The organism is Rubripirellula tenax (assembly GCF_007860125.1).
In the GTDB taxonomy this organism is placed as follows: Bacteria; Planctomycetota; Planctomycetia; order Pirellulales; family Pirellulaceae; genus Rubripirellula; species Rubripirellula tenax.
The window spans coordinates 374251-391251 of the sequence record NZ_SJPW01000008.1; the positions used below are offsets into that span (position 1 = coordinate 374251).

At 56.7% G+C, this 17001-nt stretch carries 9 protein-coding genes; 7 read left to right on the top strand and 2 right to left on the bottom strand.

Annotation, left to right across the window (positions count from 1 at the left end; genetic code table 11):
* Positions 1-29 precede the first annotated feature (29 nt).
* Together mgtE and efp are read right to left on the bottom strand one after the other, a co-directional pair.
* Positions 30-1379, bottom strand: a complete 1350-nt coding sequence (mgtE, locus tag Poly51_RS27425) for a magnesium transporter (protein ID WP_146462146.1) — start codon at positions 1377-1379, stop codon at positions 30-32.
* Between the two features lie 132 nt (positions 1380-1511).
* Positions 1512-2081 carry an elongation factor P gene (gene efp, locus Poly51_RS27430; RefSeq protein WP_146462148.1) on the bottom strand — a complete coding sequence of 190 codons (570 nt, stop codon included), beginning with the start codon at positions 2079-2081 and terminating at the stop codon, positions 1512-1514.
* A 99-nt stretch (positions 2082-2180) separates the two neighbouring features.
* On the opposite strand from efp, the gene epmB reads away from it, so the two are divergent.
* From epmB to Poly51_RS27465, 7 genes are all read left to right on the top strand, one after another.
* Positions 2181-3173, top strand: a complete 993-nt coding sequence (epmB, locus tag Poly51_RS27435) for an EF-P beta-lysylation protein EpmB (RefSeq protein WP_146462222.1) — start codon at positions 2181-2183, stop codon at positions 3171-3173.
* A gap of 67 nt (positions 3174-3240) precedes the next feature.
* Positions 3241-4878: an ABC transporter permease gene (locus tag Poly51_RS27440; protein WP_146462150.1), complete on the top strand. Its 1638-nt coding sequence runs from the start codon at positions 3241-3243 to the stop codon at positions 4876-4878.
* A gap of 157 nt (positions 4879-5035) precedes the next feature.
* Positions 5036-5719, top strand: a complete 684-nt coding sequence (locus tag Poly51_RS27445) for a hypothetical protein (protein ID WP_146462152.1) — start codon at positions 5036-5038, stop codon at positions 5717-5719.
* Between the two features lie 100 nt (positions 5720-5819).
* Positions 5820-6737, top strand: coding sequence for a DUF58 domain-containing protein (locus Poly51_RS27450; RefSeq protein ID WP_146462154.1), 918 nt, complete (start codon positions 5820-5822; stop codon positions 6735-6737).
* On the top strand, positions 6734-9034 hold the full coding sequence (locus Poly51_RS27455) for a BatA domain-containing protein (protein ID WP_146462156.1): 2301 nt from the start codon (positions 6734-6736) through the stop codon (positions 9032-9034). The genes Poly51_RS27450 and Poly51_RS27455 overlap by 4 nt, the downstream gene beginning before the upstream one ends.
* The gene (locus Poly51_RS27460; protein ID WP_146462157.1) at positions 9031-11361 is read left to right on the top strand and encodes a VWA domain-containing protein; all 2331 of its coding nucleotides are present in this window, start codon (positions 9031-9033) and stop codon (positions 11359-11361) included. The genes Poly51_RS27455 and Poly51_RS27460 overlap by 4 nt, the downstream gene beginning before the upstream one ends.
* Before the next feature lie 5 nt (positions 11362-11366).
* Complete coding sequence (locus Poly51_RS27465; RefSeq protein WP_146462158.1) at positions 11367-17000, top strand: hypothetical protein; 5634 nt, start codon at positions 11367-11369, stop codon at positions 16998-17000.
* Position 17001 lies beyond the last annotated feature (1 nt).

Sequence of the window (17001 nt, forward strand, 5' to 3'; positions counted from 1 at the left end):
GGCATCCGGGCATCGGATCCGATGCGTCATCATCGGATGATCAAACGGGCAATGTTGATGTAGATCACGATACCCAAAATGTCGACGATTCCCGCGACAAACGGGTTGCTCATCATTGCGGGGTCAAGCCCGAGTCGTTTGAACAGAATCGGCAGGGTCGCACCGCACAGGCACCCGCAAACAATGACCGATAAAAGAGTGAACGGGATGACAAGTGCGTCATTGGTGGACGGAGCGATGAATAGGGCGACGCTAAACCCGATCAACGACAAAAAACTGCCCAATCCCAGCGACACAATGACTTCACGGCGCAGCACTAGCGGCCAATCTTTGAACCGAACTTCTCCGCTGGTCATAGCCGTGATGACCAGGGTTGCCGACTGGCTGCCCGAGTTACCGCCCGCACTGATGATCAATGGAATAAACCATACCAGCCACGCGAACCGTTCCAAGTCGGTTTCATAGTGACGCAGCGCGAACGCCGTCAGCAGGGCCGCGAAGAAAAGGATCGTTAGCCACAGCCCTCTTTTCCAGCAAAGCGTCCACAAGCCGACTCGCAAGAAGTTATCTTCCAGCGGTTCGACGGCCGCGATCCGCTGGGCGTCTTCGGCAAGTTCTTCGCGGACAACATCGATCACGTCATCGTGCGTGATGATGCCCAAAAGTTGCCGGCCGCTATCGACGACTGGTATCGCCAACAAATTAAATCGCTCGACCTTCTCGGCAACCGATTCTTGATCCTCCGAAACCAAAACCGCGACGACATCCGATTCCATGATGTCGCCGAGCGTCAGGCTGGGGTGCTTGAGCGACGATACCAGTTGACGTGTTGAAACGATCCCGCGAAGCAGATTATTTTCATCGACGACGTACAGGTAGTAGATCGTTTCGAGTTCGCTGGATTGGCGCCCGAGCTCATCAAGGGCGTCCTTGACCGTCATGTGCTCTTCCAGCATCGCAACTTCGCTGGTCATCAGCGCGCCCGCGGTTCCGTCGCTGTACGATTGCAGGCGTTGGATGTCCCGGCGATCGGCGATCGGCAGCAGCGGCAGAATCTGCTGCGCCCGCTCGGCGGATAATTCCTGGATCAGGTCGACTCGGTCGTCGGCCGGCATTTCCTCGACCAACGCCGCGACTTCGCTCGCGTCGTGGGTTTCCACCATCGCGAGTTGCCGCTCGTGATCGAAATAGCTGAAGATCTCGGCGCGACGATTTGCCGGCGCGTACTGAAGCACTTCCCAGACTTCGTCATTGAAGAGCCCTTCCATAAACTCGGCGGTCCGCCCCGCGTTTAGCGTTTGGCAGAACTCTTCCAATTCAACGCGATTCGCAGCTGCCAACATCTCTCGAAGTTCGGGTAGGAAGAGAGTGTTGAACATCGGCGAAATTTCAGTACTGCGATTTCGTGCTTAGGAATGAACGGAAAATAAGCGTCCGACCCTTTTTGTGCGAAGCACCCGAAGGGCCGGTTCCCGGCAAAAGGGGTCGGACACTTTTTTCTCGCATGGCCCTTAGTTGCTGACGCGTTCGACGTACTCGCCGGTGCGAGTGTCAACCTTGATGACGTTTCCTTCCTTGATGAATCCAGGTACCTGGAATTCGGCGCCGGTTTCGACTTTCGCCGGTTTGGTCACGTTGGTTGCCGTATCGCCCTTGGTGCCGGGCTGAGTCTCGGTGACTTTCAGTTCGATTTGGTTGGGTGGCTCGACCACGATCGCTTGACCATTGTAAAGCGTCATCGAACAGACCATGCCGTCAAGCAGATACTTCCAAATGTCGCCGGCAACGTCAGACGTAACTTCGTACTGTTCGAAACTCTCTTGGTTCATGAACACATAGTCTTCACCCTGACGATACAGAAACGAAACCGACGTCGTTTCAACGTCGGCCGATTCCAACGAGTCGCCGCCCTTGTAGGTTCGGTCCAGCGAGTTGCCGCGAACCAAGTTCTTCAAGCGGCATTTGTACATCGCGTTCCCCTTGCCCGGTTTGACGAAGGTCATTTCCGTCATCAAGTACGGTTCGCCGTCAATTTGGACCTTCAGGCCCTTTCGAAAGTCACTTGTGTTATAAGTAGCCATGATATTTTGCTGGCTCCGACGGGCGGAGTCGAAGAGAGGAAAAGGGGTGGGGATAACCAATTGGTCGAAATTCTAGCGGCAACATCGGATCTTGTCCCGATGGGTTCGACGGCAAGCTCACCAGTGAGTTGGCAGACGGCGATGAAACGCGCCATTCGATCCTCGGTGACGTTGCGTCAGATGCTAGGCCTGGACGCCGAAACTGCGCCAGGGGCAGAGCGAGATTTCCCAACTTTCGTTCCGCTTGAGTATTTCAGCCGCATTCGGCCCCGTGATCCCGACGATCCGCTGCTGAAACAGGTGTTGCCCATCGCGGCGGAAGACAAAGTTCAAACGGACGGTTTTTCGTCCGATCCGGTCGGCGACATGGGTTCGCTGGTCGCCGGCGGTTTGCTGCACAAGTACCACGGCCGCGCCCTGGTGGTAACAACGGGTGCCTGTGGCGTGCATTGTCGCTACTGCTTTCGTCGCCAATTTCCGTACCACGACGTGGGTTCGCAAAGCGACGACTACCGCCCGGCGATCGACTATCTGCGGTCGGCCACGGAACTGGACGAAGTCATCCTCAGCGGCGGCGATCCATTGACCTTGGTCGACCAAAAAATTGACCGGTTGATGTCGGAACTCGAAGCGATCCCACATCTTCGGCGAGTGAGATTCCACACCCGGATGCCGATCGTCATTCCCCAGCGGATCACCGACCAACTGATCGACCGGCTTCGCCAAAGCCGGCTGACGACGTGGTTCGTGGTCCACGCCAACCATGCGGCGGAATTGGACGATGCGGTACTGAGCCGACTTGCCATGCTGATCGATGCCGGAATCCCTGTACTCAACCAAGCCGTCTTGCTGCGCGGCGTCAACGATGATGCTGAAATACTGGCGTCGCTTTGCACGCGTTTGGTCAATCACCGTGTCATGCCGTACTACCTGCATCAACTCGATCGAGTTACCGGGGCGGCTCACTTCGAAGTCGACGAAGCGGTCGGTCGCGCTTTGATTGCGGAGTTACAGAAACGGTTGCCGGGTTACGCGGTGCCGACTTACGTCGTTGAACAGGCGGGCGAAGCGTCGAAGACTCGGATACGCTAGTGGACCATGGCGCGCCGAAGCAAAGGCGCCGCGACTTTCAGTACGACATGATTCGTTCGGAACCCTGATGTACGTTTTCGAAAATCCCGTTCTTCAGCGAGAGTTGTTGGTCAATCTGCGGACCAATCGCGCGTTCCTGCTGTTGGCGTTCTATCAGTTGTTGCTGGCTGGCGTTGTTTTGTTGGCATGGCCCACCGACGAACGTCTGGATCTGACGACGAATCCGCCGAGCGCAAAGAAGCTGGTCAATATTTTCTTCCTCGGCCAGTACGTGATCGCATCTTTGATGGCGCCCAGTTTTGCGGCGGGCACGATCACGGGCGAAAAAGAACGCCGCACCTACGAGATGCTGCTGGCCAGTCCGCTCAGACCCGGGGCGATCGTTTTCGGAAAAATGGTCGCATCTTTGACCCACCTGGGAATGCTGATTCTCGCATCGCTTCCGATCATCGTTTTGTGTTTGCCGCTCGGCGGCGTCAGCCTTTATGAGGTCTTGGCGGCGTACCTGGGGCTGATCGTTTCGGTAATCCTGTTCGGCGCGATTGGCGTCTTTTGCAGCAGCTATTTTTCGCGAACCAGCAGTTCGTTGGTGGTCAGCTATCTGTTGATTCTGCCGTTGGTGATGGGCGCGGTCCTGTTTTGGTGGTCGTTGGAGGGTGACGGTGAACTGCGATTGAAGTTGGCCGTGTTGGTGATCCCGGCGTTCGTGTTGTCAGCGGTGATCTTGATGTGTTCGGCCGCGGCCGGCCGCATGCTGTATCCGCCGGATGTGGGTAGCGAAGGCAAAGACGTGATCGACTTAGAAAAAGAGTCGGAAGAAGCAGTCGGTTTGGTCATCCAGCCGGACCAATTCCCCGATCGCCTGTTCGCTCCGCCGAAGAAACAGGAGTTGATGGCGGACGGCACCAATCCGGTCTACGACAAGGAAATGCACAGCGAGATTTTCAGCCAGGGCACGTTGATGCTGCGGTTGGTGATCCAGATCAGCATGCTGTTGGCGATTCCGTTGATGGGCGTGTTTCTGTTTTGGATGATGGACAAGTGTGCGTGGTTCAGCGTTTATGTGATCGTCTTCAACATGTTGGTCGGTCCCGTCTTTCTGGCCGGCAGCATGACCAGCGAGCGTGAACGGGAAACGCTAGATCTGTTGTTAACGACGACGCTAACACCATGGCAAATTTTGTGGGGCAAGTTCGTCGTCGGTTTCCGGATCTCGGCCGTGTTGACGGGTTTCCTGTTGTGGCCGCTACTCTTAGGAACGGCAATGAACACCAGTTTCTGGACCAATTGGTTGGCGGTGGTCATGATGTTCGCGATCGTCTTGGTCGTGTGCTTGGTGAATGCCGTCGTTGCGTTGACTTCTTCGCTATTCAACAAGAAAACGTCGATCGCATTGCTAAGCACCTATATTGTGCTGCTCTTGCTTTACGTCGCGCCGCCGACGGCCATATCCTTGATGCAGATCCTTGACTTCGCGCCCGGGTCCATCGCATCGGCCGAATGGGCAGGTGTGACGAGTCCATTTTCGGCACTATTTTCGATCCCCTTGGATGCAAACTTGAAACGCAATCCCGATGAAGACTTTGCGAATATCGGGAACTGGAGCATCGTGGCAGGTTATTTCGTTTTCAGCGCCGCGTTGATCGCGGTCACATCGGCCGCGATGATCGCCCGACTCAGGGCTCGGCGCGGATTGTCCGAGTGATAGAACGAACGGGAAGCATTTGCAAAAGTACGTTCGGTTTTCCAGCCTGACATGCGGCGATTGTTTCCGATCGGTCACCCTTGGTCAGATACAATGCCATTTCGAGTCCGCCAAACGGTCCGCTCGTTCTCCGTTCAAAACGCAAGAAGCTTGTGCCATGTCGATTCGTCGTATTCAGTGTCCCGGTTGCGATGCAACGTTGAACGTTGCTGCGACCATGACGAACGTCAAGTGTCCGACCTGTGCGACGGTCTGGAATGTCGGCAACCCAAGTGCTGCTCAGATCAGCGTCACCGCGAAGCAAATGCGCCAGGCCGCTGAACCCGAACCGGTCAAGGACAAGGCCAGCACTCAGAACATGGCAATCGTGGCCGGACTTGTCGGTGGTGCGATGGTGCTGCTGGCGTTCATCGGCTTAACAGTCATGATGTTGGGGCAGAGCCCTCCCCCGTCCGCGGCATCGACCGAACCCGAGGAAACGATCAAGCCTCGGCAACCCCAGCCCTACCGCGTGGTGAAGTTGCCCGAAGAACAACGGATGCGCATCTATGCCGACTATCGAACGGTCGCTCGGACGACGGTTGAAACGCCGCTGATCCTTCCACAAGGAACCAGGGCACGTAAGAGCTTGGAAGTCATGTTGGAGAAAACGTACGACCGTGAATTGGTGGCCTTTGCGGCGCTCCACGACATCGAAGTCGACGACGTGCAGGAGATCATCAAGGAAGGCGATGCCAAAGTTTGGGACGATCGACCGCGCAGTAACGCCGTTCGTGACGGCAAAAGGGTCTATAGCAAGGAAATGAGCGAAGGTTGGGAGAAAAACCCCAACGTAAAGTAGGCACCGACGAGGGCGGAACTCGCTAGACCACTTCGGCTCAGATACAATGGTGCTGACGCCGCCCGCCTTCTGCCCCCCCTCGCTCGGACCCCCGCCTGCCATGCGAATTCTTGACCTTGTCACGCCGAAAGAACTTTCGCGCGTTGCCAGGCTACAGTTGCTCGCCCGACAGGTCGTCGAAGGATTCTGTTCCGGTCGTCACCGCTCGCCCCACAAGGGGTTCAGCGTCGAGTTCAAAGAGCATCGTCCGTACGTCCGCGGCGACGAGTTGCGAAACATTGACTGGAAAGTTTTTGGCAAGAGCGACCGGCTCTACATCCGGGAGTACGAAGAAGAGACGAACCTTCGTTGCACGCTGTTGGTCGATCGCAGCGGATCGATGCGATACGGCGGCCAGCGGGCCGGCGGGAACAGCCCCGAAGTCAAAACAAAGTACGATTACGCCCAACAGTTGGCGGCAGCGCTTTCCTACTTGATGTTGGCTCAACAGGACGCGGTCGGACTGATCACATTTGATGATGAACCCCGCGACCAGATCCCGACGCGCAGCCGACCATCGCACCTGAAGGCCGTAATGAAGGCGCTCGCAGCGGATGCGACGCGTCGCGAAACCGACTTGGGTGGCGTCTTTCAAAGAATCGCGTCCAAGCTGGGCCGACGGGGTTTGGTGATTGTCATCTCGGACGGAATGGGCGACGTGGCAAGTATTGCTCGATCGTTGACACAGTTTCGATCAAAGAACCACGAGGTGCTTTTTTTCCAGGTGCTCGACCCCGACGAAATGGATTTTCCTTTTTCGGGTCGGATTCAATTTCGCGATCTTGAAAATGAATCGAACCAGCACGTTGTCGATTCGCAATCGATTCGAGAAGCGTATCTGCAACGGTTAGCCGAACATCAAGCCGAATTGCAGAACGCGTGCCGACGCAATCGAGTCGACTTTTTTCCGATCACAACCGATCGACCGTTCGACGATGCGTTGCACGAATACTTTGCGATGCGGAGACGGATTCGGTGACGCTGCTAAACGGGCTACTCGCACTGGGCGCTCTCGCGTTCACGATCCCGCTTGCGATTCACTTGCTGTTTCGCAGCCGGTTTCGTACGGTCGATTGGGGCGCGATGCACCTACTGGGAAATGTGGTGCGAGTGAATCGTCGGCGGATGGAGCTGATGAATCTGTTGCTGCTGTTGCTGCGCTGCGCGATCCCCATCTTGCTTGCGTTTTGTTTAGCGAGGCCCGTGCTTACCGGATTCCAGTCGCTTCCGGGTGACGCGCCCCGCAGCGTCGTGATTGCGATCGATGACAGTCGCAGCATGTCCGCGCGGATGCCCGACGGACGGCGACGGATCACTCACGTCAGCGAACAACTCGAATCCATTTTCGAAACGCTATCCCGACGCGACGAAGTGATGTTGCTTCGATCCAGTACCGTCGACGCCGTCGTTGGTTCAATGGGCGCGTCCGACGCGATGTCGGCCTGTCGAAACCTATCCGCCGTGGGCGGACCCATTGATTTGGGACGACTTATACGACGGGCCGTCGAAGTAGCCGGCGAAGCAAATCATATCGAGCGCCAAATCATTGTGGTTTCGGACTTCCAAAGCCATATGATCGACGATACCGCGATCGAATCACTGAAACGCCTCGCACGTTCGTTGGACGAAGCGGAATATCGACCGACGATTTGCTTCATGAACGTCGGCGCGGATTCCAGCGAGCTTTCCAACGTGGTTGTTGAATCCATTGAGTCCGAATCGCCGGCCATCATTGCGGGTCGCTCGGCGAAGTTTGTGGCAAGAATACGCAACGGCAGCGACACGCCCATCAATGATCTACGATTTGCGTGGACGGTAGCGGGCAACGCCTTGCCGTCGCATACGACCAGCATCGCCGCTCGCTCGTCGGCATCGGTCCGCTTGACTCACAAGTTCGACGAAGTGGGTGTTCAAGCCATTGCTGTTTCTGTTGAGCATTCCGACGCATTGCCGGAGGACAATCAACGCCTGATCGGCGTCGATGTGATTCGCCAAGTCGATGTGATTTTGGTGGACGGACAGCCCAGCAAAAAGCCGCTCGGCGGCGAAGCCGATTTCCTTGCTGTCGCGCTGAGTCCCTTCGCCTTCGGTGGACAGGACCAACCCGATGCCGTGCGAACAATCGTCACGAGCGAAAACAAAATGGTGCAAGAACTCGACCGTCAATCGCCCGCAATTGTCGTGCTTGCCAATGTGGGTCGCCTGAACGATGCCTCACGCGGGCGTCTGGCTCGGTTTGTCAACGAGGGTGGCGCGTTGGTCGTTTTTGACGGTGATCAAGTCGATCCAGAAATCTACAATCAGACGTGGTCCGATGCTGATCACTCGATCTCGATGCCGGCACGCATGGGCGAGGTTATTGGCCAACCCTATCGTGATGATGCCGAGGCAGTGAGATTTCCGATTGGACAATTGAACACCCAATACGCCGCATGGTCGTTGATTGGTCCCAGTACAGGTGACGATCCGGCGTCCAGTGCGGTATGCGACGTGGATGTTACGTCGCATCGTGTGTTGACCATCGACGATGTGGCCCCGGATGCGGATACGTCGCCAACCGTGACGCTGTTGGCGTTCGAGTCAGGTAAGCCATTGGTGGTCCGACGCGCGGAAGGCAGAGGCCAAATCATGCAGTTCGCCATTGGTTGCGACGCCGATTGGTCGAACTTACCGATGCGGTTGGTTTTCTTGCCGATGATGCAGCAGATGGTTCTTGATCTAGCGGGCACACAGAAACAAACCACCGTCGACGTCGGATCCACCATCATGGTCGCCACCGACGAACTGGAGTCGTTGTTCACCACCGACATCAAACGCGATTCTCGAAAGCCACCAACCTATTCAGTTCGGCAGCCGATCGGCGAAGAGTTGACATTGGAACCGTCGGGACAAACGCCATCGGTGTTGTCACTTGCCAACGCGGCTTCAGCCGGTGTTTATCAGTTTCGAGAAACCCAATGGACCGCGGATGGCAAACCCTTCTCGACACAAACGATCCGCGTTGCTGAAGTGCCCTCGATCGAGTCTCAATTGCGTGAAGCGGATGCGAGTCGAATGTCGCGGGCCGCGGAATTGATCGAAGCGACGATTCACGTCGACGCACGCTCGATCGCCTCCGACGACCAAACACGACGATTCGGTAGGGAGATTTGGCGTTGGCTGCTGGTCGGACTCCTGATTGCTTTGATCGGCGAATTGTTTCTGCAGCAGCGTTCTCGGTCGTCTAAGAAACAGCCCATCGCCAAGGCGACTGGCGTGATGGGTGGTGCCTCATGATTTGGGGAAGCCTTCGATTCGCCGGTGACTTATCCCCCTGGATCGTTTTCACGGTCGCGGTTGCCGCTGCCGTGCTGGTGGCGTTGTTGTACCTACGAGAGACGCGGCACATCGATTCGCCGCTGAACTTTGTCCTGCCCGCGCTTCGCGCGGCGACCGTGGCGATGATCATCTTGATATTGGCGGGCCCGGTTTGGCACCGCCGAATCACCGTCGGTACGCTCGGACGAATCGTATTCGCCGTCGATGCCACGCAAAGCATGTCGGTCACCGATACGCAATCCGACGATGCGCAAACCAGTCGCGTCGCTCGGGCGATGCGAATGTTGGCTGGCGACAGTGAGAACGAAGGATGGATCGAGTCGCTTCGTGCAACGCACGACATTGACGTTGTTGCTTTCAGTGCGGGCGAGCCCGTTACCGTATGGACAAGTGGTGATGCCGGCGATCAAGAAACGGATCGCACCGATTCACTTTTGATCCAACCGGATGGCAAGCGAACGGAACTCGCATCGGCCGTTACCGCACTCGCATTCCAAAGCGAAGATGACGCGGACGCGACGCCCGTCCAATCGGCACTGGTTGTCATATCGGATGGACGCGACAACGTCGGAGGCAGCGCGATCGATATGGCTGGCACCCTTCGTGCATCGGGTGCAATGGTTCATACGATCGGCATGGGGAGCGAAGACGAACCGGCCGACGTGTCCATTGCGGAAGTCAGTCGGCCCGACTCGGTTGCGGCCGACGCCGTGCTGGGTGGATCGATCGCGATCAATCAGTTCGGATTCGATGGCCGCGACCTAAACGTGCGAATCGAATCGGCCGAGACTGGCAAAACGGTGTGGCAAACGTCCGTTGCCGCGACCGGTACGTTCCAATCGGTCCCGTTCGAATTGGACGTCGAAACGGTGATCGACCAAACGGCTGCAACCGATCCTCGTGGCGTTCGCCGCAGCACGATCGTGATGGACCTTCGAGCGGTCGTCGAACCGATCGATGGAGAATCGATTTCAACCAACAACACGATGGCTTTTCGTGTCGCCGCTTCGACACGCGATCGACGTCTGTTGATCATGGACGGTTCGAGTCGGTGGGAGACGCGATACGTCCGCAATCTATTCGAGCGCGATCCCGCATGGACGGTCGATACGATTCTGTTTGGGCCTGGGACCGATACGTTGCGGCTAGAACGAGGGGATGATGACGGTGAATTCCCCCGGTCGCGTGAATCGCTTGCAAAGTATGACGTGATCATCCTCGGGGAAGTCCCGCCCGATCAGTTCGAAATCACCGACGCGAATTTGATTCGCGAATTTGTAACGCGCGGCGGCGGGCTGGTCGTGGTCGACGGTCGCTATGATCGGATTAAAAAGATCGCCCAAAGTTCGCTTAGAGACTTAATACCCGTCGAGTTTGGAAACGATCGGCTGTTGGCGGCCAGTTCGATGATTCCGACGCGATTGGGGATGGAGAACCCGATGCTGAATTTGGGTGGCGAAAAAACGGATCTCCAAAATTTCTGGTCGCAATTACCAGCACCTCAGTCTTTCGTTCGTGTCGACCGACAGGAGGGCGCCGAAGCCTGGGTGGACGCCGTCGACGCCGATGGCGAACGGTCGCCTTGGTTGGTCACCCGATTGTTTGGTTCGGGGCGTGTTTTCTATTTGTCGTCAGATCAAACTTGGCGTTGGCGATATAAAGTTGCTGACCGATTTCACGCTCGGTTTTGGAATCAATTGCTGGCAGCCTCGATGCAACCACCCTATTCGGCAAACGACGAATACGTCGCAATCGGTACCGACAAGATCGAATACCGCGACGGCGAAGCCGCCATCATTCGCGTTCGACTACAGGATACCGGTGGCAAGCCCGTTGGCGACGCAACGGTCGATGCCTTGGTGGTTTCGGAGAATCAGATCATTGCGTCGGTGCCGATGTCGGTCGATGACCCGGCAAGAGGAACATATACTGGGCTCTCGCCAAAATTGAATTCGGGAGCCTATGAAGTCCGAGTGCGGGCCAGTGGTTTCGATTCGACGGCGTTGCAAGCTTCGACGCCCATTTGGGTTGGTGATCGTCACTCCGTCGAAATGAACCGCGTCAGCCTCGATCGCGGGGCAATGGAGCAGTTGGCCGCGGCCGGTGGCGGCGTCTACGTTCATGAGTCCTCGGCCTCGAAGATCCTGGATTCGCTGCGTCCGCTTTCGTCGGGCACGATCGTCGAGTCGGACGTCGTTGTTTGGCAGTCGTTCTATTGGTTTTGGGCCGTGATCATTTTGTTGGCGGCCGAGTGGGTGTTGCGAAAACGAGCAGGATTGGTGTAGCGATCATGTCGACAGCAAGAACTTTCGCGGACGATCTGGGACTGAACCCTGAAACGGTTTCGGCGCTACAACAATTCATGCAGCGGCGACGATTGCTTTTGTTGCTACGTGCCGTTGCGGCGGCGGTGGTCGTCGGACTGATTTGCATGTTTGTGATCGCAATCATCGATTTCGTTTGGCTGGCGCCGGATGCAATTCGGTGGGGGCTTAGCATCCTCGCGTATGTCTGTTCGTTCGCTGCTGCGTGGTGGTTTGGATTTCGTCATTTCCGCCAATCGGATCCACGGATGGTCGCTCGTCAGTTGGAATCGGCCGACCCTCGCTTTCGCGAAGACCTGTTGTCGGCGGTCGAATTGGCGGATCCTCAGTCCGCCAACGGTTCCCTCTCGTTTCGCCGTCGTCTTCAACAGAGCATCGGGCGACGGACTGCGATGATCAATGTTTCGACATTGCTTCCCTATGCGATGATCAAGCGTTGGTTGATTGCGATGGCGGTTTTTGTCGCCATATGTGCGATCTTGATGCTGATTCCCCGTGCCCAATTCGCTCGCCGGTTCGCGCGTGCGATGCTGCCCGGTCTTGCCATCGAGCGTGCTTCGTTGACGATCCTGTCCATCGAAGCTCCCGATCCTCCGACCAGGTTTGTCGCCGAAGGTGACGCCGTTGCGGTGATTGTTTCTATGGATGGGATCGCTGCGGACGAAGTGACACTGCAATGGCGGATGGCCGACGGGACCGGTGGCGAGTCGGCGATGACGCCACGCGTTGCGCGATCGCAAGATGATTCGCAGGAACCGCCGTCGATCCGAGTCAGTAACCTGTTCGCAGCGAACGTCTTGGTCGGAAACGATCCCGTCGACTATCGCGTCATCGCCGGCGACGCGATCACATTGTGGCATACGCTTACGCCGCTTCCCCGACCACGAGTGGTATCGTTCGAAAAACAGCTTCAGTTTCCCAGCTACGCGAAACTCGAGGATCGTGTCGAGTCCGCCGAGCACGGTGACCTGGAGGCGTTGGTCGGAACGCGAGCGAACGTGACGATCCGGTTCGATGAACCGGTCGCTGATGCGACGGTTCGATTTGGACTGCGCGGACCCGTTTACCAGCTTGAACCTGTTGACGGATCCAGCGAAGTGTTTCAGACCATGATTCCCATCAAAACGCCGAACCAGTACCAGGTCGATGCGACCAGTCAACGGTCGGGTCTGAACAATCCGTTCAGCCCCCAGAACACCGTCACGCCAATTCCGGATTTGCCGCCGACCGCTCGATGGTCCTCCAACCAACCAACGACAATGTTGGTATCGCCGTTGGAAGTGGTGGCGTGTGCCGGAATCATGACCGACGACCTGCCAATGGATCGTGTTTTTCAAGAATTCCAGGTCAACAATCGACCCATCCAACAGCGCGATATACCGATGGTTGAATCATCGAAGGAAATTCGTGCGACGTGGGATTGGGATTTGTTGAAGGATCGAGCGGCGTCGGCAGAAACCTCCGTTAGCGAACCGACCAAGTTAGCCGGTGGTGATATTGTTCGCACACGGTTGGTCGCGATCGATCGACTTGGCCAACGCGGCGAATCGCCGTTTATCGAATTGCTGGTAGCCGATGATGGTTTTGATTCTGATCGTCATCGCCATCTTGGCGAGATGAACAAGATGGCGACGTTGGTTTTGGAATGGACGACACGTGCACAGTCCATCCTGGACGCCGTTCGCGAACCACTCGAGAAGTCAGATGCCAATGAGGTTAAGGCTCAAACGGAGGCTGCCGAGGAACTGACGGCCCTGACCGACGGTTTGATGAAGTTGATCCGGTACCAGAGCAGTGTTTCACGCAGCCTGGCAGAATCCCGGACCATCGAATTGATCGGACGTTCGGTATTGAATGCCGATCTCGGTTTGCGGCGTTTGAGTCAGTCCGCCGAAGCCGCCTTACAAGAGAGTCCGCCAGCGTGGGACGGAATCCGTGATCGTGAAATGCGACAACTTGCGTCGCGATCTCGAAGTTTGGGGCAACAAGCATCGCGAATCGATCAACTGATGCGAGCCGAATTCGGTCAGCAGTATTCGTTGGCAGTTGCAGCCGATGTCGTATCGGTTCAACGCAGCCTGCGACCGCTCGTTGGCGATGGGAAAGAGCATGCAGCCATTCCAATCGATCGGTTTGGACGATACTTGACGGTCGTTTCTGGACGAATGGAAGCGATCGACGAGTTTATCCTTTTGCACCAAGAAAATTTGCCCGAGTCAACGTTTCGACATTTTCAACAGCAATGGACCCAATGGTCCGATTCTTGGACGTCTCGCATCGACGATGCGATCGCCGGCGAATTGCCTGAAGAGCAACTACGAAATCTTGTTCGCCAGCTCGCAACGGAAACGGTGGGCAAATCAACGCACGCAATGAACGAAGGACGTTTGTCATCGACGATGCAAGCGATGACGCGTGACTTGCAAAAAGAGCTAGGTCCGCTCGGGGCAGCGTTCGAGGCGATGGAACGTGACGGACGAGACTCCGTCGTGTCCAAAGAACAGCAGCAAAAGTCGAAGGAATCTACGAAAGTCGCTGAGTGGATTCGCGATGGGAATTGGCACGAACATGAATTTGCGGCCGCACGTGAACTGACGCTGCAACGTATCGATGGCGAGGAAGGTTTGCATCGAACGATCGTGTCGGTCGATCTGCAATACGCAGCCGATCTGAATATGATCGGCCGAGCACTCGACAACGTGTCTGAAGATGGGTTTCTGCCTTATCGCGATCAACCGGCGTCCGACGTGATGAAGGAACTTGCGAAAGCGATCAAGTTGGTCGAAGGTGGGCATGAAGTCGCGATGAGCCTGCGGGAAATTCGGGCCCTATGGGAGGCTGAACGCCGCCTGGATCCGACGGTGATCGCAAAGCTAGATCACCCGATGTGGTTGGAACGCTTCGGCGCCTCGCTGGAGTGGCCGGTCCGGATGCTGCAGCAAGCCGGGGTGGATTGGAAGCTATTGGAACCGATCGATCGGACGCGTTACGACGCGGACTTCAACAAGGCTCGTGAACGCATCAGCAAACGCCGTTGGAGCGACGAAGAGTTTCTGAGCGGCGAATCGGCACTGAAATCGATCGAACAAAATTTGGCGACTGGCCTAAGCTCGATCGAACCGCAGATTCAGGAAGCGAGAGAAACGATCATGCGCTATGTGTTGTCGCTTCCCGAGCAGGCGGCAAAGGCGGCACAGGAAATCGAAGCCGCAAAGGAGCAAGTAGAACAACGCAGTGACGACGAATCCCCCACGGCCGAAACGCTTGCCAAGTCCCAAGATGAAGCCCAGGACGAAGTGCGAGAAACGTTGGAAGCGCTGGTGGATTTTGCAAATACAAGCGAATTGAATTCCGACGAAAAACGCGAGTTGGCTCGCGACGCAGATGCCGCCGCGGCTCAGATCCAAGATGCGATGAAGAAGGCAGAGGAGTCGATCGAATCGGCGACCGAGACGACGGACGAAGCGACGCGAAAAGAATCACTTGAACAGAACGAAGCGGCACTGGAAAAACTTTCCGAAGCGCTGAAGCAGACGGCTGAGCATTTCGAGAAGGCTGCGGCGGGTGAGGATGTCTCGGAGTCGCGTGAAGCCATCCGCAAAGCCGAACAGGAATTACAAATCGACGACGAGATGCAAAAGCGTTTTGATCAGGCGAAAGCTCTGTCGAACGCCGCGGAGAGTTCGCCCAAGGAGTTGATGGAAAAGCTTGAACGCGAGCTTCAGCGAAACGAACCGATGCAGGAAGCATTGTCGGACATCGCCCAGCAAGCCGCAGAAGAAGCAAAGCAATCGCTGTTACAGTCGGCACGCGACGAAGCGACCATCGATCAAGCGTTGCAGCGTAGCGATTCTGATTTTCAAGAATCCAAGGCCCGAGCGGCTCGCCAGCTCGCTGACTTGGCCCGGCGTGCGGCAACCGTTGATCAAACGTTACTGAACGTCGGCGAGAGGGCAGCGTCGTCGTCCGAATCTCCAGCGGCTTTAGAGGACGTAAAAAAGGCTCGACAACAGTTGCAAGCAGCGGTCAACCAGTCCAATCAGATGGGCGGCGAACAGGCGCCCTTGTCCAATATCCGCGACACCGCCAAGCAAATGTCGGATGCGATCGAGCAAGCGAAGACGACGCTCGAAAAGGTGGGTGCGGAGTCTGCCGAAGCTTCCGAAAAGGAAATTTTCGGCGACGATGTCAAACGTCGCGAAAACGAAGCGAGAACGCTGGAACGCGCCGAAAGCGATGTGCGCAATCAACGAACGCGGGCCGCACAGCAGCAGCGTCAACAGTGGTCCAGCGTCGAACGCGCTGCCGGACAACGACTGCAACAGGCCCAACGCGAACAACGCGATGCCAAACGGTTACGCGACCAAATCGAGTCCCAGAAGAAGAAAGACAAGAATGGTCGCAAAGATCTTCAACAGCGTCTCGATCAAATCGATGAAAAGCTTGAGCAAGCGAAACGCGCCGAAACTGCTGCCCGCGAGTCGGTTGATTTTGCGAAGGACCAGGCCAAAAAGGCTCAAGACCGTGAAAAGGAACTCGGTCGCCAGCGGCTAGAGCAACTCGACCAACCGAATCCGGCTGCCCAGATGAGTGAACGAATGGCGGAAACGGCCGAGCAAGAGTTGTCGGAAATAGGCGAACTGCTGCGCGATGTTTCGCAACAAACGGATATCGCAGAACAGCTGCGAGCGAATTCGGAAACGGCAAAGTCGTTAGCCCAACAGCAACAGAACGTTGTCGATGATGTCGCCGAGGTGGCAGAGCAACTGAAACGCGCCGCCCGTCACGAAGAGCGATTGGAAGACATGTCGCAAGCCAAGGCACTGCAGGAAGCAGCCGAATCGATCGAGCAGAACGCGGCGACGGAAGCTGCGAAGGCAACCCGTGCTTTGGAACAGGCTGCAAGTGAGGCAGAGCAATCCGCCAAAGCAAGTCAGAATTTGGAATCGGCGAAGGAAGCCATCGAGAAAGCCGCTGAAGCCTTGGGCCGTGGCTTGGCAAATGATCCGAAGGAAGCGGACGCACCGGCCGATGCAGCATCCGATGCATCGGAAACCGAACAGTCGCGGGCCGAGCAGCTAGCCCAAACACTGGACGAACTGGATCAAGCGATGTCGGATGGCAACCAGCCTGGTGAGTCGCAACAAAGCCAACAAGCCGGATCACCGAAACCTCCAAACGACTCAGCCGAAAACCCGCAGGGTTCCGATGCCCCACCGGGCGGAAAGCCGACGACGGCTGGTGAAGCATCGCCGACACTGGCGAGTCTGATCGAATCGCAAGCCCAGGCAGCCGCGCGACAACGGCAACAGCAGCTTGACCCGTCGTCGATGGGCGAGTCGCCGCCGTCGGAACCATCAACCGATCCGAACACAGATCCTTTCGGGGAACCCGGAGGCGGCGAAATGCCAGACGGTTCCGAAGTCGATACATCCGAGATCGATCGCATCGGCGCGGAATGGGGCGCGCTGCGTGAACGGCGAACGGACGACTCAACCGAGGGCCCCGCCGCCCGTGTTCCCGTTCAGTATCGACGTGAAATCGAGGCCTATTTTCGAGCGATCGCCCGCCAAGCGGCCCAGAAAGACGCAGCCAAGTGAT